The sequence below is a fragment of the Pseudarthrobacter lactosi genome, assembly GCF_055412785.1.
Window position 1 is genome coordinate 1,884,504 of the sequence record NZ_JBVAYS010000001.1, and the last position, 23,695, is coordinate 1,908,198.

Annotated in this window: 24 protein-coding genes; 9 read left to right on the forward strand and 15 right to left on the reverse strand. The window is 66.1% G+C overall.

Annotated features, from left to right (window positions below):
* Positions 1-11: 11 nt before the first annotated feature.
* Both ACZY0Q_RS08740 and ACZY0Q_RS08745 read right to left on the reverse strand, forming a co-directional pair.
* Positions 12-653: a pentapeptide repeat-containing protein gene (locus tag ACZY0Q_RS08740; RefSeq protein WP_463915896.1), complete on the reverse strand. Its 642-nt coding sequence runs from the start codon at positions 651-653 to the stop codon at positions 12-14.
* 20 nt (positions 654-673) lie between these two features.
* A complete protein-coding gene (locus tag ACZY0Q_RS08745) occupies positions 674-1,132 on the reverse strand; it encodes an SRPBCC family protein (protein ID WP_463915898.1) in 459 nt (152 codons plus the stop codon).
* Positions 1,133-1,266: 134 nt separating this feature from the next.
* Between ACZY0Q_RS08745 and ACZY0Q_RS08750 the strand changes: the two genes are divergently transcribed.
* Positions 1,267-1,446 carry a CsbD family protein gene (locus tag ACZY0Q_RS08750; RefSeq protein WP_463915900.1) on the forward strand — a complete coding sequence of 60 codons (180 nt, stop codon included), beginning with the start codon at positions 1,267-1,269 and terminating at the stop codon, positions 1,444-1,446.
* A 104-nt stretch (positions 1,447-1,550) separates the two neighbouring features.
* Positions 1,551-2,276, forward strand: a complete 726-nt coding sequence (locus ACZY0Q_RS08755; protein ID WP_463915902.1) for a dienelactone hydrolase family protein — start codon at positions 1,551-1,553, stop codon at positions 2,274-2,276.
* 195 nt (positions 2,277-2,471) lie between these two features.
* On the opposite strand, the gene ACZY0Q_RS08760 is transcribed toward ACZY0Q_RS08755, so the two are convergent.
* The 8 genes from ACZY0Q_RS08760 to ACZY0Q_RS08795 form a co-directional block, all read right to left on the reverse strand.
* The gene (locus tag ACZY0Q_RS08760; RefSeq protein ID WP_463915904.1) at positions 2,472-3,932 is read right to left on the reverse strand and encodes an amino acid permease; all 1,461 of its coding nucleotides are present in this window, start codon (positions 3,930-3,932) and stop codon (positions 2,472-2,474) included.
* A gap of 188 nt (positions 3,933-4,120) precedes the next feature.
* Positions 4,121-4,456, reverse strand: coding sequence for a Rieske (2Fe-2S) protein (locus ACZY0Q_RS08765; protein ID WP_463915906.1), 336 nt, complete (start codon positions 4,454-4,456; stop codon positions 4,121-4,123).
* Positions 4,453-6,969: a nitrite reductase large subunit NirB gene (nirB, locus tag ACZY0Q_RS08770; RefSeq protein ID WP_463915908.1), complete on the reverse strand. Its 2,517-nt coding sequence runs from the start codon at positions 6,967-6,969 to the stop codon at positions 4,453-4,455. The genes ACZY0Q_RS08765 and nirB overlap by 4 nt, the downstream gene beginning before the upstream one ends.
* The gene (locus tag ACZY0Q_RS08775) at positions 6,969-7,316 is read right to left on the reverse strand and encodes a molybdopterin oxidoreductase (RefSeq protein WP_463915910.1); all 348 of its coding nucleotides are present in this window, start codon (positions 7,314-7,316) and stop codon (positions 6,969-6,971) included. Before ACZY0Q_RS08775 ends, nirB begins: the two co-directional genes overlap by 1 nt.
* 282 nt (positions 7,317-7,598) lie before the next feature.
* Positions 7,599-9,332: an ABC-F family ATP-binding cassette domain-containing protein gene (locus ACZY0Q_RS08780; protein WP_463915912.1), complete on the reverse strand. Its 1,734-nt coding sequence runs from the start codon at positions 9,330-9,332 to the stop codon at positions 7,599-7,601.
* A 299-nt stretch (positions 9,333-9,631) separates the two neighbouring features.
* Positions 9,632-10,510: a metal ABC transporter permease gene (locus tag ACZY0Q_RS08785; protein ID WP_463915914.1), complete on the reverse strand. Its 879-nt coding sequence runs from the start codon at positions 10,508-10,510 to the stop codon at positions 9,632-9,634.
* 3 nt (positions 10,511-10,513) lie between these two features.
* The gene (locus ACZY0Q_RS08790) at positions 10,514-11,332 is read right to left on the reverse strand and encodes a metal ABC transporter ATP-binding protein (protein WP_463915916.1); all 819 of its coding nucleotides are present in this window, start codon (positions 11,330-11,332) and stop codon (positions 10,514-10,516) included.
* Entirely contained in the window at positions 11,329-12,339 is a 1,011-nt protein-coding gene (locus tag ACZY0Q_RS08795; RefSeq protein ID WP_463915918.1) for a metal ABC transporter substrate-binding protein, read from the reverse strand. The genes ACZY0Q_RS08790 and ACZY0Q_RS08795 overlap by 4 nt, the downstream gene beginning before the upstream one ends.
* Before the next feature lie 110 nt (positions 12,340-12,449).
* Between ACZY0Q_RS08795 and ACZY0Q_RS08800 the strand changes: the two genes are divergently transcribed.
* Positions 12,450-13,211: a lysostaphin resistance A-like protein gene (locus tag ACZY0Q_RS08800; protein WP_463915920.1), complete on the forward strand. Its 762-nt coding sequence runs from the start codon at positions 12,450-12,452 to the stop codon at positions 13,209-13,211.
* A 75-nt stretch (positions 13,212-13,286) separates the two neighbouring features.
* On the opposite strand, the gene ACZY0Q_RS08805 is transcribed toward ACZY0Q_RS08800, so the two are convergent.
* Genes ACZY0Q_RS08805 through ACZY0Q_RS08820 form a run of 4 tightly spaced genes read right to left on the reverse strand, consistent with a single transcriptional unit; the run spans position 13,287 to position 18,336 of the window.
* The gene (locus ACZY0Q_RS08805; protein ID WP_463915922.1) at positions 13,287-15,158 is read right to left on the reverse strand and encodes a hypothetical protein; all 1,872 of its coding nucleotides are present in this window, start codon (positions 15,156-15,158) and stop codon (positions 13,287-13,289) included.
* 3 nt (positions 15,159-15,161) lie between these two features.
* Positions 15,162-16,079, reverse strand: a complete 918-nt coding sequence (locus ACZY0Q_RS08810) for a carbohydrate ABC transporter permease (protein ID WP_463915924.1) — start codon at positions 16,077-16,079, stop codon at positions 15,162-15,164.
* Between the two features lie 3 nt (positions 16,080-16,082).
* Positions 16,083-17,054: a carbohydrate ABC transporter permease gene (locus tag ACZY0Q_RS08815; RefSeq protein WP_463915926.1), complete on the reverse strand. Its 972-nt coding sequence runs from the start codon at positions 17,052-17,054 to the stop codon at positions 16,083-16,085.
* Between the two features lie 4 nt (positions 17,055-17,058).
* Positions 17,059-18,336, reverse strand: coding sequence for an ABC transporter substrate-binding protein (locus ACZY0Q_RS08820; RefSeq protein WP_463915928.1), 1,278 nt, complete (start codon positions 18,334-18,336; stop codon positions 17,059-17,061).
* Between the two features lie 289 nt (positions 18,337-18,625).
* On the opposite strand from ACZY0Q_RS08820, the gene ACZY0Q_RS08825 reads away from it, so the two are divergent.
* The 4 genes from ACZY0Q_RS08825 to ACZY0Q_RS08840 all read left to right on the forward strand — a co-directional run bounded on the left by ACZY0Q_RS08825 (position 18,626) and on the right by ACZY0Q_RS08840 (position 22,314).
* A complete protein-coding gene (locus ACZY0Q_RS08825; protein WP_463915930.1) occupies positions 18,626-19,066 on the forward strand; it encodes a VOC family protein in 441 nt (146 codons plus the stop codon).
* A gap of 21 nt (positions 19,067-19,087) precedes the next feature.
* A complete protein-coding gene (locus tag ACZY0Q_RS08830) occupies positions 19,088-20,053 on the forward strand; it encodes a 1,4-dihydroxy-2-naphthoyl-CoA synthase (protein WP_463915932.1) in 966 nt (321 codons plus the stop codon).
* An 82-nt stretch (positions 20,054-20,135) separates the two neighbouring features.
* Positions 20,136-21,353 (forward strand): AMP-binding protein, encoded by a 1,218-nt coding sequence (locus ACZY0Q_RS08835; RefSeq protein ID WP_463915933.1) that lies wholly within the window; start codon positions 20,136-20,138, stop codon positions 21,351-21,353.
* A gap of 79 nt (positions 21,354-21,432) precedes the next feature.
* Complete coding sequence (locus ACZY0Q_RS08840; protein WP_463915935.1) at positions 21,433-22,314, forward strand: 1,4-dihydroxy-2-naphthoate polyprenyltransferase; 882 nt, start codon at positions 21,433-21,435, stop codon at positions 22,312-22,314.
* Here ACZY0Q_RS08840 and ACZY0Q_RS08845 read toward each other — a convergent pair.
* Entirely contained in the window at positions 22,311-22,637 is a 327-nt protein-coding gene (locus tag ACZY0Q_RS08845) for a DUF4229 domain-containing protein (RefSeq protein WP_463915936.1), read from the reverse strand. The two genes, ACZY0Q_RS08840 and ACZY0Q_RS08845, sit on opposite strands and share 4 nt — an antisense overlap.
* A gap of 60 nt (positions 22,638-22,697) precedes the next feature.
* On the opposite strand from ACZY0Q_RS08845, the gene ACZY0Q_RS08850 reads away from it, so the two are divergent.
* Both ACZY0Q_RS08850 and ACZY0Q_RS08855 read left to right on the forward strand, forming a co-directional pair.
* Positions 22,698-23,087, forward strand: coding sequence for a PLD nuclease N-terminal domain-containing protein (locus ACZY0Q_RS08850; protein ID WP_463915937.1), 390 nt, complete (start codon positions 22,698-22,700; stop codon positions 23,085-23,087).
* A gap of 7 nt (positions 23,088-23,094) precedes the next feature.
* Positions 23,095-23,688 (forward strand): hypothetical protein, encoded by a 594-nt coding sequence (locus ACZY0Q_RS08855; protein WP_463915938.1) that lies wholly within the window; start codon positions 23,095-23,097, stop codon positions 23,686-23,688.
* The last annotated feature ends 7 nt before the right edge of the window (positions 23,689-23,695 follow it).

The window sequence follows — 23,695 nt, forward strand, 5'->3', positions numbered from 1 at the left end:
AAAGAGTACACTCACAGAACCACGACGCCGAGGTGCCCGGCCAGGAGCGGCGCCAGCAGGCTCAGCTGATAGTCGTCAATCACCACACCGGCCAGGCTCCCGAGGCCGATGATGGTCCGGAAATCCGTGCCGCGAAGGTCAAAGTCCTTCAGCCGCGCGCCGGTGAGATCCAGGGTCCCGATGGTGCAGTTCTTCAGCGCCACGCGTGTCCCTGAGGCAGATCCGAGGTCCAGTTCGTTGATGATGCAGTCGCTGATGACGACGTCGGTCAGCTTGGACCCGCGCAGATTCAGGAAGTCCAGTTTGCCGCCGTCGATCCGGACGGACTGCCAGCCGGTCTCGTACATTTCACCGGAACCCAGCCGCGGATTGTTCAGCTCCACGTCCCGCCATGTGGAGCGGGCGGCGCGGAACACCGGCGCGTACAGCTCGGACAGGATGCAATCCCGGAAGCTTGCCCCGCGAAGCTGGGTGTCGTTGAAGGAGACGCCCTGGAACTCACACTCGGCGAAGTCCGTGCCACTTAACTCCAGGCCGTCGGCGGCCGCCCGGCTGTACCGGACGCCGTCGTACCTTTCACCACGCTGGAAGTCCGGGGCGGGATCATCCGTGACATCCTCCAGGCTGACCGGCGAGAGCCGGGGAGCCGTCACCTTGGGGGCCTTTGCCGCCACTAGAGCGATTCCGCTTTGGCCGCGATTTCCGCCAGGTCCTTGGCGAGCGCCTTGCGCGTCATGCTCATGCCCAGCTTGCCGAAGAGCGCCATGGTGACCTTGCTGAAGAGCGTTGGTTTGACCACATCGGCGCCGAAGGTCAGCGTCAGGTCCGTGCCGCCGTCGCGCTCGGCCAGGCTGAAGCGCGACGTGTAGTCGGCGCCACCTTGGAGGGCCTTGATCGTGGTGCTGCGGGGTGGATCGGCCTGCGCCACCCACATCTCCACTGTTTCCGAGCGGCCCATCATGGTCCTCGTTTCCTTCCAGCGCGTGCCCTCGCCGTAGGGCCCGTCGCTGAGCATCTGCACGGCGTCGATGCCGGACAGGGTGGCTGCGGAACCCGGGATATCCGAGATGACAGCCCAGACCTTTTCCGGAGTGGCATGGATGTGCTGGGTCAGGCTTGTGCTGTGTTCCATGCTTCGAGCCTAGTCGGGGGTACTGACATTCGACAGGCAGCTCATTTCCGAAACTTCTTGAAATGGTAAGCATGCTTTGTGTTAGGCTGAAAATGCATTGTCAGTTCAACGGGAAACGAAAGGTGGCCAGACTCATGGGCCTCGGAGACAAGATCGGTAACGAAGCAGAGCACCTGGGCGGCAAGGCCAAGGAAGCAGCCGGCAACGCCACGGACAACGACAAGCTCAGGGCCGAAGGCCAGGCGGACCAGGTCAAGGCTGACGCCAAGAAGGTGGGCGAAAACGTCAAGGACACCTTCAAGGACAAGGACTAGTCCTTCCACAGTCGAGCGGCGGCGGATTCCCATGGGGGATCCGCCGCCGTTCCTGTGTCTGCCCGCCCACCCCGTGGATAACAAACCGCGGATACCCTTGGCCCATGACTGATGTGGACCTTAGTACCCCGAGTTCCGCTGCCGGCGGTTCCCCCACGCTCGGCGGATATCTCGCCACGCCAGCCGGACCCGGCCCCTTCCCCGCGGTCCTGATGATCCATGAGGCCTTCGGCCTGAACGACCTGGTCCGCGGCCACGCGGATCGGATGGCCCGAGCCGGGTACCTGACGTTGGCGTTGGACCTGTTCAGCGACGGCGGCCCGCGCCGCTGCCTGGTCAGCACCATGCGGAGCATGGTCAGGGGAAGCGGCCGGGCGTTCACCGACCTCGCCACCGCCCGGACCTGGCTGGCCAATTCGCCGCTGTCCACCGGAAAAACCGGGGTGATCGGCTTCTGCATGGGTGGCGGATTCGCACTGCTCGTGGCCCGCGACGGTTTCGACGCGGCCTCCGTCAACTATGGCCGTCTGCCCGGCAATCTCGAGGAAGCGCTCCGCGGCGCCTGCCCCGTGGTGGCCAATTTCGGCGGCCGGGACCTCACTCTCAAAGGCGCGGCTGGCAAGCTCGAAATGGCCCTGGACAACCACGGCATCGAAAACAGCGTCAAGGAATTCCCCACCGCCGGCCACGCGTTCCTCAATGAAACAGACCTCGGCCCGGCAGTTTTCCGGCCGCTGATGCGGGTCATGGGCATCGGCCCGGACCCTGAATCCGCCCCCGAAGCCTGGCAGCGGATCGAAGACCACTTCGCCAAGTATCTAAAGGACTAGGTAGCTGAAGGACTCGGCGCGAACGTACACTTGACGCCCTGCGCGGAGGGCCTCAAGTGTACGTTCGCGCCTCCCCAAGGGCCGCAACTGTACGTTCGCGCTCCTCCCGGGGAGAACGACGACGGCGGGCCGCCCCCGAAAGGGTGACCCGCCGACGTCGGACTTCTTAGCGTCCGGCTGCTGAGGCGAAAAGTCCTAGCAGAAGAGCTCGCTCTTGGGCTCGTTGTTCCGGACCTTCTGCCAGCCCAGCCACAGGACCAGGGCGAAGAACGGGATGGTGGCCAGGGTCCAAAGACCGAGGTGGAAGACCTCGCCGGTCTTGCTGGTCATGGTGTCGAAGCCGATCAGCACCGTGATGGCCAGCAGCGCAATGAGGCCGGCCCAGCTGCTCCAGGTTCCGCCGGGCGCGGGCAGGGAGGAGACCTTGCCCTTCTTTTTGCGCAGCGCGATCTGGCTGGCGAAGATGGCGCCCCAGGTGAAGATCACGCCGATCGATGCGGAGTTGAGGGCGAGGTCGAAGGCGTGTGAGCCGCCAAGCCAGATGTTGAGCAGGATGCCGACGAGGTAGACGGCGCCGATGGCCAGGATGGCTGCGTACGGCACGTGGCTCTTGGACATCCTGGTCAGCCACTCCGGAGCGTGTCCGTTGTTGGCCATGGTGCGGAAGATGCGGCCGATCGAGTACAGGCCCGAGTTGCAGGAGGACAGTGCGGCGGTGATGACGATCATGTTCATCACGTCGCCCATCCAGCCGAGGCCCATCTGCCCGAACACGGTAACGAACGGCGAGGTGCCGGCCACGTACTGGTCCGAGGGAAGCAGCATCGCGAGGAGGGTTACGGAGCCGACGTAGAACACCACGATGCGGAAGACTACGGCGCGGATCGCCTTGGGAACTTCCTTGGCGGGGTCCTGCATTTCACCGGCCGTGATGCCGACGAGCTCGATGCCGTTGTAGGCGAAGATCACGGCGTTCAGGACCAGGATCATCACCAGGGCACCCTTGGGGAACATACCCCCTTCGGCGGCGAAGAGGTTGTTCACGGAGGCGTGGCCGTCGCCCACCTGGGCGTTGGTGACCACCATGAAGGTGCCCACGGCCAGGAAGATCAGGATGGCGCCCACCTTGAGGCAGGAGGCCCAGAATTCGAATTCGCCGAACGCCTTGACGCTCAGGAGGTTGACGCCCACGAGCAGCAGCAGCGCTGCGATGGCGGACAGTTCAACAGGCACGTTGGGGAAGAAGAACTGGAAGTACAGCCCGATCGCGATGAGTTCGGCGATGCCGGTCATGGCCCAGTTGATGAAGTACATCCAGCCGGACAGGTACGCGCCCTTCTTGCCGAACATCTCACCGGCGTAGCTGACGAAGGAACCAGACGTCTGGCGGTACATGATCAGCTCGCCCAGGGCCCGCATCAGCAGGTAGGCGATGACGCCGGCAATGGCGTAGGAGAAAATGAGGGCGGGGCCCGTGGAGGCCAGTCGTCCGCCGGCACCCATAAAGAGGCCGACGCCGATGGCGCCACCCATGGCGATCATGGTGACCTGGCGGCCGCTCAGGGATTTCTTGTAGCCCTCGGCGCTGAGGGTGGAGTCGACAACGGTGGATTGCGCCGTCGGGCTCTCGAGGTTTGTGGGGGTACTTTGAGGCACAACAATTCCTTGTGGGTAGGGGATTGGCCGGCACCCTAGGCAGGGACTCTTCCATCCCGAAAATTCGGTTTCTTGATGTTTCAAGGAATTTTCTGTATGGAAAGTCACAGTACGTCGAAGTTCGCGCGGCCTGTCTATCCTACAAGATCCGAACGGCAGCAAGTGACGGGGGCTACACCCAGGCCCGGTTAAGCCAAACTATTGCCTGGCGTGGAGGGACTTTGCAGAACAATATTCTGTTCAGCATCCTCCTGGACGCTGTACGTGCGCAGAGGTTCGGCACCGGTGTTCGAGCAGCCCGTTTCCAGGCTGAACGCGTGCTGGTGCAGCGGGCACATCACGACTTCCCGGTCGATGGTTCCGTCCGCGATGGGACCGCCCCGGTGGGGACAGACGGCGGACAGTGCGCGCAGGGTTCCGTCCCGCAGCCGGAAGACCGCCACCTGCTCACCGTCCACTCCGAAGGCCCGCCCTTCGCCAAACGGGATCTGGTCCACCGGGCCCAGAATGTGGCTGGCGCTCATCGGACCGGCACCTGGGGCAGAACGGTGAGCGGCAGGGACGTGCGGAACTGGCCGGGCGTGAGCGGATCGTCGCGTTCGCTCCAGGGGTCCACGTAGCTGTCCACGGACGCCTGCATGGCGGCATCCAGCGTGGCCGCGAGGCCTTCGGAATCGTCAACGATCACCGCGCGGAGGTGCTCGATGCCCACCCGCGGCACAAAGGAGTAGGTCCGTTCCAGCCAGTTGGCCTGCTCCCGGTAGTACTGCATAAAACGGCCGGTCAGGGCCTTCACCTCCTCGGGGTCGTCCACGGTGGCCAGCAGGTCGCCCTTGCGGATGTGGGCGCCCGCTGCTCCCCCGACGTAGAGTTCCCAGCGGCCGCCTTCCACGGCCACCACGCCCACGTCCTTGACCAGGGATTCGGCGCAGTTCCGCGGGCAGCCGGACACGGCCAGCTTCAGCTTGGCCGGCGATTCGATGCCCTGGAACCGGGACTCAATCTCGATGCCCAGCTTGGTGGAGTCACCCGTGCCGTAACGGCAGAAGTCCTTGCCCACGCAGGTCTTCACGGTGCGGAAGCTCTTGCCGTAGGCGTACCCGGAGGGCATGTCCAGGTCCGCCCACACCTGCGGCAGGTCCTCCTTGGGGATCCCCAGCAGGTCGATCCGCTGCCCGCCGGTCAGCTTGATCAGGGGCACGTTGTGCTTCTCGGCGACGTCGGCAATCCGGCGCAGCTGCTGCACGCTCGTCACGCCGCCCTTCATTTGCGGAACCACGGAGAACGTGCCGTCGCGCTGGATGTTGGCGTGCACACGGTCGTTGATGAACCGGGCGTCGCGTTCGTCGATGTACTGGTCCGCGAGCATCATCTTCAGCAGCGAGGCAAGGCCCATCTTGGATTTGGCGTCCTCGGCGTTGCCGGGAGCCAGAGCGGTAAACACCTGGGAAACGGATCGCAGGCCCTGCTTGCGGATGGCGGCCATCAGGGCCGGCTTGTCCAACGGGATCCCGGGCACGTAGTAGCTGGCGGCCGGGTCCTCCTCCACGGCACCGTCCGCGGCCCACTCCACCACCTGCTTGACCAGGAGTTTGCAGGAACCGCAGCCCTTGCCGGCCCGGGTGGCGTCCATCGCGCCGGAAACTGGCGTGCAGCCGCCCTTCACGGCGTCCACCAGCGCCTTCTTGCTGACGCCGTTGCAGTTGCAGACCTGGGCGCCGTCGTCGAGCTCGGCCACGCCAACGTCCTCACCCGGCCCGCCGACGTCGAACATCAGCGCGATCCGCTCCTCCGGCAGCGGCAGCCCGCGGTCGTAGGCCTGCGTCAGGTACGCCACCTTCCGGCTGTCGCCCAAGAGCGTGGCGCCCACCATTTTGTTGTCGCGGACCACGATGGACTTGAACACGCCGCGGCTGGGCTCCGAGAAGACGATGTGTTCGTCCGTGTCGAGCTCGGGGCCGTGCAGTCCCATGGATGCCACGTCGACGCCGGCCACTTTCAGCTTGGTGGCGGTCCGCGAGCCGAGGTAGGCCGCGGAGGTGTCAGCGCCGGTTACGTGGTTGGCAAGCACCACGGCCTGTTCCCACAGCGGCGCCACCAGCCCGTAGACCTCGCCGCGGTGCTGGACGCACTCCCCCACCGCATAGATATCGTCCTCGTCCTGGACGCGCAGCCGGTCATCCACCACGATGGCCCGCTCCACCGGCAGCCCGCTCAGGACGGCCACGTCCACGTTCGGCCGGATCCCGGCGGCCACCACCACCATGTCGCAGGCGATGTCGTCCCGGTCGCGGAGGCTGACGCCGCTGACCCGGTCCGTACCGAGGACAGCAGTGGTACGGCTGGACGTGTGCACCCGTATACCCAGGGCCTCCACGCTCCTGCGCAGCACCGCGCCGCCGTCGGGCCCCATCTGCGCATTCATGAGGTGCCCGCCCGAGTGCACCACCTCCACTTCGATCCCGTGGCTTTTCAGGCCGTACGCCGCTTCCAGGCCCAGCAGGCCGCCGCCGATCACCACCGCCCGCCGGTGGTGTTCCTGCTGGGCATGCTGGACCATCTTGCGGGTGTCGTCGATGGTGCGGAACCCGAAGACACCGTGCTTCACGGACCCGCCAGGCGTGTAGAGGCCATCCATCGGCGGCATGTGGGAGCGGCTGCCCGTGGCGATGATGAGGGTGTCGTACGGCGTGACGCGGCCGTCGTTGGAGAAGACATGCTTCGTGAATTTGTCGATCCTGTCGACGCGGACGCCGGCGTGCAGGGTGATGCTGTTCTCGCGGTACCAGGACAGGGCATTCAGGAAGATGTCGGCGTCGCTTTCCTCGCCGGAGAGGACGTGGCTGAGCATGATCCGGTTGTAGTTTCCGTACGGCTCGTCCCCGAACATGGTAATGGTGAACTGGCCGGCGCCGCCCCGGGCGAGGATCTCCTCCACCGCCCGGGCGCCCGCCATTCCGTTGCCCACCACCACCAGCCGACGGCGCGGCGCGGCACCTGCGTGCCTACCCTGCGGCCGGTCCAGCACGCTGGTCATCAGTGCTCCACCATGCCGAGGTCCACCACCACGGATCCCCCAACACCATCCGGGGCGGCGAGATAGAGCTCCACCACCGAGCCGCCGTCGATGTCCTCCACCACCCGCAGCGGCACATGGACTTCGCTCTTGGCGCCGATGGGGAAATAGCGCATGGGCACACCGTTGCGCATCAGCACGACCGTGATGAGCTCACTGCTGGAGTTGCCGCCCCGGAAATACAGCGTCTGGTTGATGACGCCGTCCGGAACGTAGTGCGAGAGCTCGCTGTGGATCGGGACGGGTTTCTCCAGTCCGGTGCCCATAAACGGGAAGATGCCTTGCAGGAAAAGGTTCTTGGTGATCACGGACAGATCCTTTCGGCCGGCGGGAAACTGGCATAGGCCAATCCTCCGCCGCCGATGTTTCCGCCTGCCGGTCCGTGCGTAACGATCCTTTTACGCAAAACTCACCGTTTCCGGGGCGCCGCCGTGTGTGGGCGGGTAGACGGGCCTGCCCGGCTGGCTGGCCGGGCTGGCTGGCCGCGCTGGCTGCGCCGTTTCGACGGTTCCCTGCCGGTACGACGGCGGCCGACGTCGAGCGGGCAGGGAACCGTCGAAACGGGCCTGGCGGCGGCGGGCCTGGCGGCGTCAGGCCGGGGCCAGCACGCCTTTGTCCATCGAGTACCGGATCCAGCGGCCGGATTCGTCCGTACGCGAGGTGTCGCTCTTCTTCGCGCACCGGGCAAACCAGTCCCGGAGGGCGCGGTCGTGGCTGACCATAACCAGGGTCCCCGTGAAGCCGGCGAGCGCCTCCTCGAGCTGCTCCACCAGGACCGGAGCCAGGTGGTTGGTGGGTTCATCCACAATGAGGGTGCCGTAGCCGCCCAGCAGCAGGCGGGCCAGGGCAAGCCTGCGCTGCTGGCCGGCGGACAGGCTGCCCACCGGGACGTGGAACTCGCTGGTGCGGAACAGCCCCAGGCGCAGGAGTGCCTCGGCGTGCTCATCAATGTTGCCGCCAAGACCGGCCGCGAAGGCCGGCAGCAGGCGGAGGGTGGGCCGCTGAGGCAGTTCGAGTTCCTGCTGCAGATAGCCAACCCGCGCCGGCCGCTGAACCAACCCTTCGACGGGCTCCAAGGTTCCCGCCAGCACAGAGAGCAGCGTGGATTTTCCGGCACCGTTAGGGCCAGTGATGAGGATCTTCTCGCCCGTGCGGGCCGCGAAATCGGTGACGCCCAGGCGGCCGGGAACAGCGACGCCGCGGGCCGCGAGGACCGCCGGCTCGGTCAGGAGCGAGTCCCCGGTTCCCGGCGCCGCGGACACCCCGGACTGCGCAGCCGCACCAGGCGCCGCAGACAGTGCCTCAGGATCCACCGCCAGCTCCGCCGCAAGCCGCAGCGGCACCGGCGGGCGGTCGATGGGGCTCGCTTCCAGCCGGCGGAGCCGCTCCTGCGCATTGCGGACCTTGCTGCTCGCCGCCTTCTGCCAGGTACCGGCCTTGAAGTCGAAGCCCACCTTGTCATTGTCGCGCTGGCGGGCGTAGCCCATCTTGTCGGTCACGGTGTCCGCCTGCCGCTGCTCGGCATCCATCGCATCGATCCACTCGTGGTACTGCTGGACCCAGCGCTGGCGTTCGGCGGCCTTCTCGCGGAGGTACCCGTCGTATCCGTTGCCGTAGCGGGTCACAGCACGGCGCTCGGCATCAACCTCAATCACCGTGCTGGCAACTTTTCGCAGCAGCACGCGGTCGTGGGACACCACCACCACTGTCCCGCGATGGGCGGCCAGCCGGTCCTCCAGCCAGGCAGTTCCACGGGCATCAAGGTGGTTGGTGGGTTCGTCCAGGAGCAGAATGTCTGCCGGATCGGCCAGAACACAGGCCAGCGCCACGCGTTCCTGCTCGCCGCCGGAGAGCGATCCCAGCGTCCGCTTCCGGTCCAGGCCACCCAGGCCCAGCCGGTCCAGCGCCGCCTCCACACGGGATTCCGCGGCGTAGCCCTCACGCAGCTGGTACTCCGTCTGCAGCCGGCCGTAGGTTTCCAGCTCGTCGTCCTCGGCATCGGCGAGGCCAGCCTCCAGCCGGTCAAGCTCGGCTTCGAGGCCCCGCAGTGAGGCCAGCGAAGAGTCGACGGCGGCCCCCACCGTGAAGGATTCCGGCAGGCCGTGCGTCTGGGCCAGGTAGCCAACGCGGCCGTGGCTGACCGCAGTTCCTTCGTCGGGCGCTTCCAGCCCGGCCAGGATACGGAGCAGCGTCGACTTGCCGGCGCCGTTTTCGCCGACGATGGCAACATGCTCGCCCGCCGTGATGACCAGGCCGATTCCGTCCAGCAGTTGCCGGTCGCCATAGCCATGGGAGACGCCGGAAAGGTTCAGGTGTTCAGTCAAGACAAGTCCTCGCAAGATTCCGCAGTGTGGCCGCCGGAACTGATGCTCGACGGCGGCCCTGGATTCGGGGAAACAGCCCGGCCTTGCCGGGCTGCTGCTCAGGACTTCATCGCTCCAGCTTCCCCGCCGGAAGCCGCGGCGTCAAGCCGCACGGCTGGTGGCGGCGGCACCAGGCCGGGTGCCGCCGTCGTACGCCATTTCGATGGTTCCCTGCACGCTCGATGGCGACGAACGTCGAGTGCGCAGGGAACCGTCGAAACGGGCAGTAAGTGACCCCGCGTTGCTGTGGACTCCCGGGCCTAGGCGACCAGAAGCGCGGCGGCCTTCCTGCGGCGGGCCTTCGCCAGCCGGGTGCCGATCAGTCCCTGCCGCGGGCTGAACAGGTACACGGCGGCGAACACCACGCCCTGCGTAAGCACCACCATGGCGCCCGAAGCCGTGTCCAGGTAGTAGCTGAAGTAAATGCCCGCGATGGAGCACACGGCTGAAATCACCGGGGCGATGACCAGCATCCGGTTGAAGCGGTCCGTGAGCAAGTAGGCGGTGGCGCCCGGGATGATGAGCATGGCCACCACCAGCACCACGCCCACGGTCTGCAGAGCCACCACCGACGTCAGCGCCAGCAGCCCCATCAGCAGCGCCCCCAGCCGTTTCGGCGAGAGTCCGATCGCGTGGGCGTGGGTGGGATCAAACGCGTAAAGGGTCAGGTCGCGGCGCTTGAGGATCAGGATGACGAAGGCCACGACGCCGAGCACCAGCACCTGGATGAGGTCCGGGATGCTGACGCCCAGCAGGTTGCCGAAAATGATGTGGTTCAGGTCAGTCTGGCTGGGCGTGACGGAGATGAGCACCAAACCCAGCGCAAACAGCGAGGTGAACACAATGCCGATCGCGGCGTCCTCCTTCACCCGGCTGGTGTTGCGGACCACGCCGATCAGGGTCACCGCGATCAGCGCGAACACCAGCGCACCGAGCGCAAAGGGGGCGCCCACAATGTAGGCCAGCACAACGCCGGGCAGCACGGCGTGGGAGACGGCGTCGCCCATCAGGGACCAGCCGATCAGCACCAGCCAGCAGCTGAGGACGGCACAAACGACGGCGGCGAGCGCGGTGGTGATGATGGCGCGGACCATAAAGTCGTAGCTGAGCGGTTCGAGCAGGATGTCGAGGAGTTCCATGGGTCAGCCCCTGCACTCAGTGGTAGTGGCGCTGGCGGCCGCGGGATGGACGACGGCGGCCGTGACGGCGGGGTGGGCGAGTTCCGGGAGGTCGCGGTTCAGCACGTCCAGGCCGAACGCCATGGCCAGGTTTTCCGGCTGCAGCACCTGCTCGGGGGCGCCGTGCATCAGGACCCGACGCATAAGGAGCACGGCTTCGTCGCAGAGTCCGGGGAGCGCGTGCAGGTCGTGGGTGGAGATCAGGATGGTGCAGCCGTCGGAGGCGAGCTCGCGCAGCAGCCGGGTGATGGTGGCCTCTGAGCGTTTGTCCACGCCGGCGAACGGTTCGTCCAGGAGCATCATGGTGGCGCCCTGGGCGATGCCGCGGGCCACAAAGGCACGCTTCTTCTGCCCGCCGGACAACTGACCGATCTGCCGCTCGGCGTACTCGCCCAGTTCCACGCGGTCCAGTGCCTGGTCGACGGCGGCGCGGTCGGCCTTGGAGGGGCGCCGCGTGAAGCCCTGGTGGCCGTAGCGGCCCATCATCACCACATCGCGGACGGACAGCGGGAATTGCCAGTCAACGTCCTCGCTCTGCGGCACGTAGCCGATCCCGCCCTCCTTGCGCGCCTTGGTAGGTGACTGCCCGCCGATCAGCACTCGGCCGGCGTCGGGCTTGATCATTCCCATGATTACCTTGAACAGAGTGGATTTGCCGGACCCGTTCATGCCGATCAGGCCGCAGATCCGGGCGGCATCCACGGTGAGCGAGGCGGAATCGAGCGCCAGGACCTCGCCGTAGTGGACCGTGACGTTTTCAACCAGAATGGCTGGGGTGCTCATGATTTCGCTCCCGGGGACCCGGTAGATGCGCCGGCGGAGGTCCCGGCCAGCGCCTTGGTGATGAGGTCGGCGTCGTGCCTGATCAGGTCCAGGTAGGTGGGTACCGGGCCGTCAGCCTCGGACAGCGAATCCACGTAGAGTGTGCCGCCGAACTTGGCTCCGGTGGCGCCCACCACCTGCTGCATGGGGGCGTCGGACACCGTGGATTCACAGAACACGGCGGGAACCCGGTTGGCCTTGACGTACTCGATGGCGCGGGTGATCTGTTGCGGCGTGGCCTGCTGTTCGGCGTTGACCGCCCAGATGTAAACCTCTTTGAGCCCGGCGTCGCGGGCCAGGTAGGAGAAGGCACCTTCGCAGGTCACGAGCGCCCGCTGGTTCTCCGGGAGGCCGGCGAGGCTTGCTTTCATCTCGTCCTGCACACCCTGCAGTTCGGCCTTGTAGGCGTCACCGTTGGCTTTGAACACCGCTGCGTTGTTCGGGTCAAGCTCGCTGAACGCCTTAACCATGTTGTCCACATAGATCTGCACGTTCACGGGCGACATCCACGCATGCGGGTTCGGTTTGCCCTGGTAGGAGTCCTCGCTAATGGACATGACCTCCACACCGTCGCTGACCACCGCGTGCGGCACGTCCAGGCCCTCCACAAACTGGCCGAACCAGGCTTCGAGGTTCAGGCCGTTGTCCAGGATGAGGTCCGCTTTGGCTGCCTTACGAATGTCGCCGGGCGTGGGTTCGTAGCCGTGGATCTCGGCGCCCGCCTTGGTGATCGATTCAACGGTGAGCTTGTCCCCCGCAACGTTCCGGGCGACGTCGGCCAGCACCGTAAACGTTGTCAGGACCACCGGCTTGTCACTGTCGCTGTTGCCTGACGCGTCACCCCCGCACGCCGTCAGCGAGAGGGACAGAACGACGAAGAGCGCGGCGCCGGCAGTGCGGAACGCCGCTGATCCCCGGGCGAAGGTTCGGGCGGCTACTTTGGCGCGCCGAAACAAAAAGTTAGGCATGCCGAATATTCTACGGGACGCCGTTCTGACCCCGCAATGTGACGCCCACCCGCACGCAGCCCACCCCGCGTCCAGCAACAGGGTGGGAAGTGGGGAGCTAGGCTGAACGTATGGCCACCACACACCGGAAACCACCCGCGCCGCAGCCCGACCTGTACCGGTTTTCCGCGCTTGATTTCACCGCCGTCGGCCTCTACGTGGCCGTGGCCGGGCTCTTCGCCGTTGCCGGGGAACTGCTGGTACCGTTCATCCGCCAGCTCGCCCCCAGTCCGGCCGCGGCGTCGTACGCCGTGAACCTCATCTTCTATGGTTCGATCGGGATCCTGGCGCTAGCTGCCGCCCGCCGGGTGGTGGTCCGGGACCTGCGCGTTCTGGCCACCCGACCGTGGTTCACCCTGCTGATGGTGCCCGCCGCCGTGGTGGCAATGATGATCCTCACGGCCGTGGTGGTGGCGGCCGGCGGAGGGGTTCAGACCTCCGCGAACCAGGCCGGTCTGCAGGCGCTGATGCAGCAGGTGCCCGCCTGGCTGATAGTGCCTGTCCTTGTGGTGGTGGGCCCCTTTGTGGAGGAGTACATTTTCCGGCACCTGCTGATCGGCAAGCTCAGCCGCCGGCTCAACATCTGGATCTGCTGCGCCCTGTCCGTGGTCCTCTTTGCCGGCATCCACATCGCGGGCCAGGAGGAGATCACCTTCACCGCCCTGTTGCCGTACCTGGCCATGGGCGCCACGCTGGTCTTTGTCTATGTGTGGACCGGGAAGAACGTGATGTTCTCCTACTTCGTGCACGCAGCCAAGAACCTGCTGGCGGTCATCTTCATCTACGCCATCCCCCCTGAGCTGTTCGAGCAGCTCCAGCAGGTCCAGCCCTAGCTCAACCAACGCGGGGTCAGATAACGCCCAAAAATGGGGTTTTTAAGGGCAGGAAGTGACCCCGCGTTGCTTTGGCTAGGACGGCAGGGTCCGCCCGCGCAGCGTGAAGCGGTGGGTGCCGCGGGTCCGGCCCGTGATGTAGACCCTGACGCCCTCCGTGGCGTTGGTCCCGCCAAGGTACCGGTAGGCCTCGCCCGGGTTGTACACCGGCGGGTTGTCCGGGTCCGCCGCAATGCCCGGGCCGAACTCGATCACGTCGTCCCCCACCCGATAGCCCCCGGTCCCGGCCGTCAGCTGGAACGCGCCTCCACCGGCAGCGCCGGCAGCACCGGAAGGCACGACGGCGGGACCCGCCACCCCGGTCAGCTCGCCACCGGGACGGAAGGTCAGTTCGAGCGCGAACGACGTGTCGGCCCCGTCGAAGTCCAGCTCCAGCTCGACCACGGCGCCCCCGGAGCCACCGCCCGTGCGAACGGTGATGGCCGTGGCCAGCCGGTGCTCGACGGTGGGCCGGTGGCCGAAGTCCATGCTGGCGCTGAAGCGGCCCTCGTGCGCCAGGGCGTAGATGCCGTCCTGCCGGTGCTTCTCTGCGGGCAGGGGCAGGTAAAAGTTCGCGCGCTGTTCCTCGCCCAGGCGCACGGTACCGGCGCCGGCACCGGTGTCTGCGTCGGCGCTGACCGACTGGCTCCGGAACGGGCCGAGGTCGAAGAAGCTGCGCGAGAGCCGCACGTCGGTCAGGACCGCGTCGCCGTGGGCAAGGCGCAGGAAGGTGGGGTTGCTCGAAAGCCCTGACACCACGCCCGGCACCAGGTCGTCGCACCCGCCGTACACGGTCACCACGTTTCCGGCCGCGCGGAACCGGTGGATACCGCAGCTGGATAGCGCGGCGTGGGCCGGCGCCATGACGGACGGCAGGCCGCCGCCGGCATCGCTCCCGGGCAGCTCCAGCCCCAGCCTCGGATCCAGGCGCGTCCTGGCCAGCGCCTTGGCCGGCTCGAGCAGCGGGAACTGCTGAAGCCACGCCGCCGCGACGGAAAAGTCCGCACGGCCATCCTGGTTGGCCAGCCGGCGGTACAGCAGCTCGAAGGCCTCGCCGTTGAACGTAAACCACTGGTCCTGGCGGCGCGAGAAGAGTGACTCGGTGCTGCCGTCAGCGTTGAACCAGGGCAGGAACGCTGCCAGGTTTCGTCTGACATGGTCCAGCAGTTCCGGCCGCCCGGCATAGTCGGCGATGGCCAGCAGCGAAGGGTTGGTGACTGCGGTGGCATAGAGCGGGCTCCGCTCGGAATACATGCCGTCCGGCAGCTGGTCGATCCCCTCGGCCAGCCACTGCCCGATCCGCTCCGAAAGCTCCGGATGGGGGCTGCCCTCGCGCTCCTGCAGCGCATGGATCCGCGCGAGCGCGGCGCACAGCTCCCACCGGTGGTTGGGGGTGTGCACTCCCCCGGTGACCAGCGCATCGGTGATGCGTCCGACGACGGCGCGCAGCCGCCGTCGTACTTCTGCCAGACCGCCGCCCGGCCCGCCGTCGTCAACCGCTCCGCCGGGCCCGTCGTCGTCAACCTCGCTGTCCCCGTCGGCGCCGATGATTTCCAGCGCCATGCAGGCGTCGTTGATGGTGAAGGCCGAGTCCGGCGGTGAGCTCAGGTTGGTGCCGTCGAACAGGCCGGTGGGCCCCTGCAGGTGCTCCAACCGTGCCACGCAGGCGGCCATGGCCGCGGGAAGCTCAGGGGCACCGCGGTGCGCGGACCCCGGTTCCGTGTACACCGTGGCCAGGGCCAGCAGCCTGCTCATGGCGGCGCGGTGCGGAAGAGCCGCCACGCCGCCGTCGTCCGCGGTCAACAGGGCGTCCACGTAGGCGTCCGCGGCCTGCACCAGCCCGCCTAGGAACGCGGCGTCCGCCGTTGCTGCCAACTGGTTCACTGTCCCGTCCTTCACAACGATCACTATCTAGTCCTTCAGGCCGGCCGAGACGTCGGCGTTGAGCACGTACTTCTGGAACACGGCGAACACGAGCACCAGCGGCAGGATGGAGATCACCGAGGCGCCCAGGAGCACTGGCCAGTCGATGTTCTCCGCCCCCACGATGCTGCGCAGTGCCACCTGGAGGGTGTACCACTTGGGATCGTTGAGCACGATCAGTGGCCAGATGTAGTCGTTCCAGCGCCACTGGAAGGAAAAGATGGCCAGAGTGAACAGGATGGGTTTGGACAGCGGCAGCATGATCCGGAAGAAGATGGCCAGCTCGCTGGCACCGTCGATCCGGGCCGAGTGCAGCAGGTCATCCGGAACCGTCAGGAAGAACTGGCGGAACATAAACACACCCGTTGCCGTCAGCACTGACGGCACGATGATGCCGGCGAGCGAGTTGTACAGGCCGAGGTCGCGGATCACCGAGAACGTCGGGTTCAGGATCACCTCGGTGGGCAGCATGGTGGTGGCCAGGATGCAGACGAAGAACAGCCGGGTCCCCTTGTTGTTGTACTTGGCCAGCGCATAGCCCGTGCAGGCACTGAAGAACACGGTGAGCACCGTGGTCACCAGCGCCACCGTGGCGGTGTTCAGGAAGTACCGGGCAAAGTCCACCCGCTCCCACGCGTCGACGAAGCCCTGGAACGTCCATTCCCGCGGAATCATGGACAGCGGATAGCTGAACAGCTCGCTGCCCGGCTTGAATGAGCTGAGGAGGAACCACAGCAGCGGCAGCGCGTAGATGGCCACGATCAGCCACAGCACACCCGTCAGTGGCGCGGACAGCTTGGTCCGGCCCTCCCGGTTGTTGCGTTTGGCCGTGCCGGCGGCGGCCTTCTCGGCGCCGAGGGCGGACTCTTCCGCGACGGCGGGAGGCAGGTTGGCAGCGGTTGCCATGGATCAGCCCTTCTTCTTGTTGAAGCGCAGCTGGATGAGTGCGATGGCCAGCAGGACCGCCATCAGCACCATCGACGCGGCACTCGCGTAGCCCACCTTGGACTGCTCAAAGCCGGTCTTGTAGATGTACTGGACGATCAGGGTGTTCTCCGTGCCCGGGCCGCCGTTGGTCAGCGCCTGGATCATGGCGAACTCCTTCATGGCGTGGATGGTGGACAGCAGGATGACCATGAACGACGTCGGCGCGATGCCCGGGAGTGTGATGTGCCGGAACCGCTGCCAGGCGTTGGCCCCGTCCAGTTCGGCCGCCTCCAGCAGAGCTTCCGGGATGTTCTTCAGTGCCGCGATGAACAGCAGCATGTTGAAGGCCGTGCCGCCCCAGGCCGAGGCGAAGATGACCACCATCAGCGCCAGGTTTCCGTTGCTGGACCAAGGAACCGGGCTGCCGCCCATCGTCGAAATCACGAAGTTCACAAAGCCGAAGTCCTGGCCGAACATCCACTTCCAGATGACACCCACCACGATCGGGGAGATCAGCCAGGGAAGGAAGATGATCACCTTCGCCGCGGTCCGTCCCCTGGTGGCATTGCTGACCAGCAGCGCCGCAATGCCCAGCGAGGATACGTAGACCAGCGGCACCGAGAACACCGCATAGAGGAAGGTCCGGCCCAGGGCGGCATAGAACGTGCTGTCCGCGAAGAGCTTCTGGAAGTTGGCCAGGCCGATGAAGTTCAGCTTGCCAACACCGCGGTAGTCCGTGAAGGAGTAGATCAGTCCGAGCGCACCGGGCCAGACGAAGAACACCAGGAAGAGCACCACGTTGACGCCGATGAGTACCAGCGGGGCGATGACGTAGCGGTTGTGGCGCTTCATCTGGGATTTGCTCCGCACGGCGCCCGTGCCGGGCGTCCCGGGCGTCCCCGGAGTCCCCGGAGTCCCCGGCGTCACCGTGGAGCTCAATGTTGGATTGGCCACTGGCTTAGGCGCCGTTGTAGAGCTTCACGATGTTCTCCACCGTGGTCTTGGCGTCCTGGCTGCCGCCGAGCATCTTGACGGTTTCCTCACGCAGCGGGTCGCCGGCGAAGGGTGTCTCGGCATAGGCCTCGGCCACGACGCGCTTGATGGCGTTGTCACCCTTGGCCTCGTTGCCGGCGATCTGTTTCTGGTACAGCTCGAAGGAGGCCTGCTGGAACGGGTAGTCGACCTTCAGGCCCGCCTTAACGGGCAGGTAGCCGCCGAGCTTGGCGAACTCCGTGTAGTTGGCGTCGTCGTAGAACCACTCGATGAACTTCTTGGCTTCCTCATCGGCGCCGGTGTCCTTGAACGCGATCATAAAGCCGCCGCCAAGGTTGGTGGCGTTGGCTTCCTTCTTGGGCAACGGCACGGACATCCATTCGAAGTCCTTGATGTTCTTGTTGAAGTCGGCAACCTGCCAGCTGCCGGAGTAGTACGCGGCAACCTGGCCGCTCTTGAACATGGCGTTGCCGTCCTCGCCGCTGAGCCAGACGGACTTGGGCATGGTCTTGTCGTCGTTGATCTTTTTGAAGTACTCAAGTGTCTCCACGGCTTCGTCGTCAGCGGCGTACTTATCGCCTTCCTTCGCGAACGCGGTGCTGCCGAACTCGTACATCATGGCGCGCAGGCGGTGGCCGGACCGGTCCATGACCAAGCCGTACTTGGCGCCGGCCTTCTCGCGGACCTCGTTCACGGCCGCGACGAACTCATCCCAGGTCCAGGCATCCTCGATGGCGGTGGGGAACGCCACGCCGGCCTTGGTGAAGAGGCTCTTGTTCACGAACAGCCCGACGGCGGTGAGGTCGGACGGGATGGCAGGGATGGTGCCGTCCGGTGCTTCCTGCAGGAACTTTTCGTCGATCTTCCGGGACTTGGCGATGTCCGTGAGGTCCTGGAGCTGGTTAACCCACAGCGGGTCGATGCTCGTGACACGGGCCAAGGCCGGGAGATCGTTGGCGGTGGCGGCGTTCTTGAGCTTGGTGGCGATGTCCGCGGTGGGAACGTCCACTACCTCGATGGTGATGCCGGTGGCTTCCTTGTACTTCGCGGCGGCCGCGGCAAACGCCCCGCCCTGGTTGGTGTCGCCGGAAAGGACCAGCTGAAGGGTCTTGGCCCCGCCATCAGTTGTACCGCCCCCGCCGCCCCCACAGGCTGAAAGTCCGGCGGCGATGGCTGAGAGGCCAAAGGCCGTCAGTCCGAACTGCCTGCGGCTGATGCTGGAGATTCTTGTCTGCTCTGACAATGCTCTGTCCTGTCTCTCACGATGCGTGCCGTGCCTGCGGGGCATGGCTGGAAGATGTTGGCCGCGAGTCTGATAGCCGCTTTGCCAACGTTTCGGAAAAGCCTTTCCTGCCATAACTGTGATCCATGTCATGACAATATGTCAAGGTAATGTACGCACATTCTCCATCGTTTTACGTCCCAAGGCGGGGTCACTTCCTGCCCAATGCGAGCGCCTTATCGGGCCAGATGTGACCCAGCGTTGGTTCTTGCCCCTACCGGCCGGCCCGCCGCCGTCGTATTTTGGTGGGATGGGACTAAACATCCAGATCGTTGTGGACAGCATGAACCCGCATGAGCTCGCCGACTGGTGGGCGGAAACCCTGGACTGGGCCGTGGAACCGCAGGACGAGGGCTTCATCCGCTCGATGATCAGCCAGGGCTATGCCACGGAAGCGGAGACGCTGGTCCATAAGGGCAGACTCGTATGGCGGACAGGTCAGGCCATCCGCCCCCCGGAGGAAATCGCCGCAGCCGCCCCCGCCCGCCGCATCCTGTTCCAAACGGCACCTGAAGAAAAGACCGTCAAGAACCGAGTCCACTGGGACGTGCGCCTGTACGGCCGGGACAAGGCTGACGTTCTCAAAGAGCTGGAAGCCCGTGGCGCCAGCTTCCTCTGGACGGCCAACGAAGGCCCGCACGAATGGCACACCATGGCCGATCCCGAGGGCAACGAGTTCTGCATCAGCTGAGCCGATTACTAGACTTGTCCGGTGAGCAACCAACTTCCCGCCAAGGTGTCCGATGTCTTTGACCCCACCCGCTGGCGCACCGTGTCCGGTTTCGACGACTTCCAGGACATGACGTACCACCGGCAGGTGGAGCGTGTTTCGACGGGCTCAAGCACCGGAACGGAAACCAGGGACCTGCCCACCGTCCGCATCGCCTTCAACCGCCCGGAAGTCCGCAACGCCTTCCGCCCAGGCACCGTGGACGAGCTCTACCGCGCCATGGACCACGCCCGCATGACGCCGGACGTCGCCACAGTCCTGCTCACCGGCAACGGCCCCTCGCCCAAGGACGGCGGACACAGTTTCTGCTCCGGCGGGGACCAGCGGATCCGCGGCCGCGACGGGTACAGGTATGCCGACGGCGAGACGCAGGAAACCATCGACCCCGCCCGCGCCGGCCGCCTCCACATCCTGGAAGTCCAGCGGCTGATGCGCACCATGCCAAAGGTGGTCATCGCGGTAGTGAACGGCTGGGCTGCCGGCGGCGGACACTCCCTGCATGTGGTCTCAGACCTCACCATCGCCTCCCGCCAGCACGGCAAGTTCAAGCAGACGGACGCCACCGTGGGCAGTTTTGACGCCGGGTATGGCTCTGCGCTGCTGGCCCGCCAGATCGGCCAAAAGTCCGCCCGCGAGATCTTCTTCCTGGCCCGCGAGTATTCCGCGGACGACATGGTCCGTATGGGCGCCGTCAACGAGGCCGTTGACCACGAGCGGCTCGAAGAGGTTGCCCTGGAATACGCCGCGGACATCGCCCGGCAGTCCCCGCAGGCCATCCGCATGCTGAAGTTCGCGTTCAACCTTGCCGACGACGGCCTGGCCGGCCAGCAGGTCTTCGCCGGCGAAGCCACCCGCCTGGCCTACATGACGGACGAGGCGGTGGAAGGAAAGGAAGCCTTCCTGGAGAAACGGGACCCGGACTGGTCCCGCTTCCCGCACTACTTCTAGGGACCCTGGGCACCTCCCAGGCACACAACTTCCAAGCCGGCCGGCCTCCAGGCCCCGGCTGACTTCAAAGGCAGGACGGCACATGAATCTCGGAACCCAGACCATCGGTCCCACGGACATCGACCCGGTGCTCAAAGCCCTGGCCGCCGCCCTCCACGGTGAGGGACCCGCCGTCGAACTTTCCGCGGGCCCCAACGGCGAACTGGTGGTGGGACACACCGAGACGCCCGGCTGCGATGACGCCGTGGCGGTGGTCCGCACGTCCGGCTCGACGGGCGCACCGAAGGCCACCATCCTGACCGTCGAGGCGCTGGCGGCCTCATCCATGGCCACCGCCCTGGCGCTCAAGGGCGAGGGCCAGTGGCTCCTGGCGTTGCCGGTGCAGTACGTGGCCGGCGTGCAGGTCTTGGTGCGGTCGCTGTTCGCCGGCACCCGGCCATGGGTCATGGACATGTCCGGCGGCTTCACCCCCGAAGCCTTCACGGCCGGCGCCCTGGAGCTGACCGACAAGTTCCGCTTCACGTCCCTGGTGCCCACACAGCTCCAACGCCTCCTCGAGGCGCCTTCGCCGGAGACCTTGGCCGTCCTGCGGCGGTTCAACGGCATCCTGCTGGGCGGCGCACCGGCGTCGGCCGGGCTGCTGGACGCCGCCCGCGAAGCCGGCGTCAGGGTGATCACCACGTACGGGTCCGCGGAAACCTGCGGCGGCTGCGTGTACGACGGCGTGCCGCTGGAAGGCGTCCAGGTCCGGGTAGCCGAGGACGGCCGCATCCTGCTCGGCGGCGACACCGTGGCCGCCGGATACGTGGATGCGCCCGAAGCGACGGACACCTTTTTCGAGGAGGACGGCGTCCGCTGGTACCGCACCAATGACCTCGGCACTCTGGACGCGGACGGCCGGCTCACCGTGCTGGGCCGCGCCGACGACGTCATCATCACCGGCGGCGTCAAGGTCTCCGCCGCGCATGTGCAGGAAGAGCTGGAAAAGACCGACGGCGTCGCGGCGGCTTTTGTGGCGGGCGTCCCGTCCGCGGAATGGGGCCAGGCCGTGGCCGCTTTTGTTGCCCTCGACGGCGGCGCCTCTGGCGCTGCCGCGGGCTCAGGTGCCGTGGACTCAGGTGCCACCGGCACCCCAACCGGGGATCACGCCGTCGTACTCGAAGAGGAATGGCACCGGCGGCTGGGCATCGTGGCACCGAAAACCGTGCTGGCCGGCCCGGAACTGCTAATGCTTCCCAACGGCAAGCCGGACCGCCTGGCGATGATCGACCGGCTCAACGCCCTGCACCAGGGAAAGTAGAGTAGACCTGCACCGGCGGCCCGTTCGCGGCCGCCACGACTGTTTCATCGTTCTCCCGACCCAACACGAGGTACTGACCGTGGCCACAGCCGCACAATGGATCCAAGGCGCCCGCCTCCGCACTTTGCCGGCCGCCATCGCGCCGGTACTGATCGGCACCGCCGCGGCCTACGAGCTGGATTCGTTCCGCCCGGTTAACGCGGTACTGGCCGCCCTGGTGGCGCTGCTGCTGCAGATCGGCGTGAACTACGCCAACGACTACTCCGACGGCGTCCGGGGCACCGACGAGGACCGGGTAGGGCCACTGCGGCTGGTGGGCTCCGGCGCCGCCGAGCCGCAACATGTGAAATACGCAGCGTTCGGCGTCTTCGCCGTGGCCATGCTGTTCGGCCTGGCGCTGGTGGTGATCACCCAGAGCTGGTGGCTGATCCTGGTGGGAGTTGGCTGCGTCATGGCCGCCTGGGGCTACACCGGCGGCAAGAACCCCTATGGCTACATGGGCCTGGGAGACGTCTTTGTGTTTGTCTTTTTCGGCCTCGTGGCGACGCTCGGCACCACCTACACCCAGGCCGGCCAGGTCAACCTGCCGGCCGTGATCGGCGCGATCGGCACCGGCCTGATTGCGTGCGCCCTGCTGATGGCCAACAACGTCCGCGACATCCCCACGGACATCCAGGCCGGGAAAAAGACCCTGGCAGTGCGCCTGGGCGACAAACACGCCCGTGAAAGCTACGTGCTGATGCTGGCCGTGGCCATCCTGCTGGTGGTTGTCCTGGCTCCCGGACGGCCGTGGATGCTGATCGTGCTGCTGCTCATCCCGGCCTGCCTCATGCCCGCCTGGCTGATGATCAACGGCCGCAAGCGCAAGAGCCTCATCCCAGTGCTCAAGCAGACCGGACTGATCAACCTGGGCTACAGCCTGCTGTTCTCACTGGGACTGGTCCTCAGCCACGGATTCTAAGCCCCGGGCGCCTTCGTTTCCGGTGCCTTCGGGCCGCTGTTCCGGATGGTGACGTCCGGGTTGGCGTCCAGGAGGCTGTCCTCGGCTTCGGCGTCGGCCACCTCGCCTTCACTGCGCGTTGGCTTGGCTTTGCCGGAGAGCCGGCCGTGAATGGCGGCAGCGGCGTCGTCGCGCTGTTTCTGGAAGAAAAGGTAGCTGACCGCGAACGCGATCAGCGCTGCGCAGATGACTGACAGAACCGCCCCCAGCCTCAGGAACATAAAGAGCACAAAGAGCGGCGCAAACAGCGCCAGCCGGATCAGGGAGTATTTCAGGAAAGCCACGGTTCAAGTTTAGCCGCCCTGCCTGAACGCCCCCGGCCTGCGGACGATAGACTTAATGGCATGCTCTTCCGTGTGGTTCTCGCCGTCGCAGTTCTCGTCATCTTTGTGTATGGCCTGGTGGACGTGATCCGTACTGACGGCCGTCTCACCCGCGGTATCTCCAAGCCGGCCTGGATCGTGGTGATGATTGTCCTTCCGGTGCTCGGTGCCATCCTATGGCTGCTGATCGGCCGTCCGCGTGACTCTGCCCCGGTCCGCCAAGCACGCAGCCACCCCACCGCGCCGGATGATGATCCCGATTTTCTCCGCAACCTGGAAATGCGCCGCCGCAACCAGGCCGAGGCTGCCCGCCTGAAGAAGCTCAAGGATGACCTTGAATCGAAGACCAAGCACGACGGCGATGCCAGCACGGGAGACGCGGACACCCGCGATACCGGCGACATGAAGTAGGAGACATATGGCCCAGCACCCCGACGGAGAATCCCAGCAGCCAGTTGCACCCGCCGGGGCAGCTGCCGCCCCTCCTCCGCCGCGTCCCGGGCTGTCCTACGCCGCGCCGGCGCCCATCGTTGTCATTCCGCCAACACCACGGAGCGTCCGACTGGGCCGGGCACTCTGGACGCTCAGCTTCGTTGCCGGCCTCGCCGTGATCATCGGCTCTTTCCTCACCCGCACCTCCCACCTTGAGCGCCTCCGCACAGTGGTGGAGGAAATGGCCCCGGGCGGGGATGCCAACGCGGTGACAACGTCGGCCGCCATAGTTTTCTGGGGCAGCCTCAGCGGGTCGCTCCTCGTGCTCCTGTTGCAGGCGGCCATGCTGGCGGTTGTCTCTGCACGCCACGGCTGGGCCCGCTGGCTGATGATCCTCCTGCTGGGTGGCCAGATACTGGTCATGGTGCTGGCTTCGGCATTCCTCGTGCCGGAGGGCGATGCCGGGCGGAACGTCCTTCTCCTGTGGGGAGCCCAACTGCTCCTGGCCTTCGTCGGCCTGGTGGCGCTGTTTATGCCGTCGGCCGGCAGATGGCTCAAAGCGAAACAGACGGGTCCGTAACGGCTCA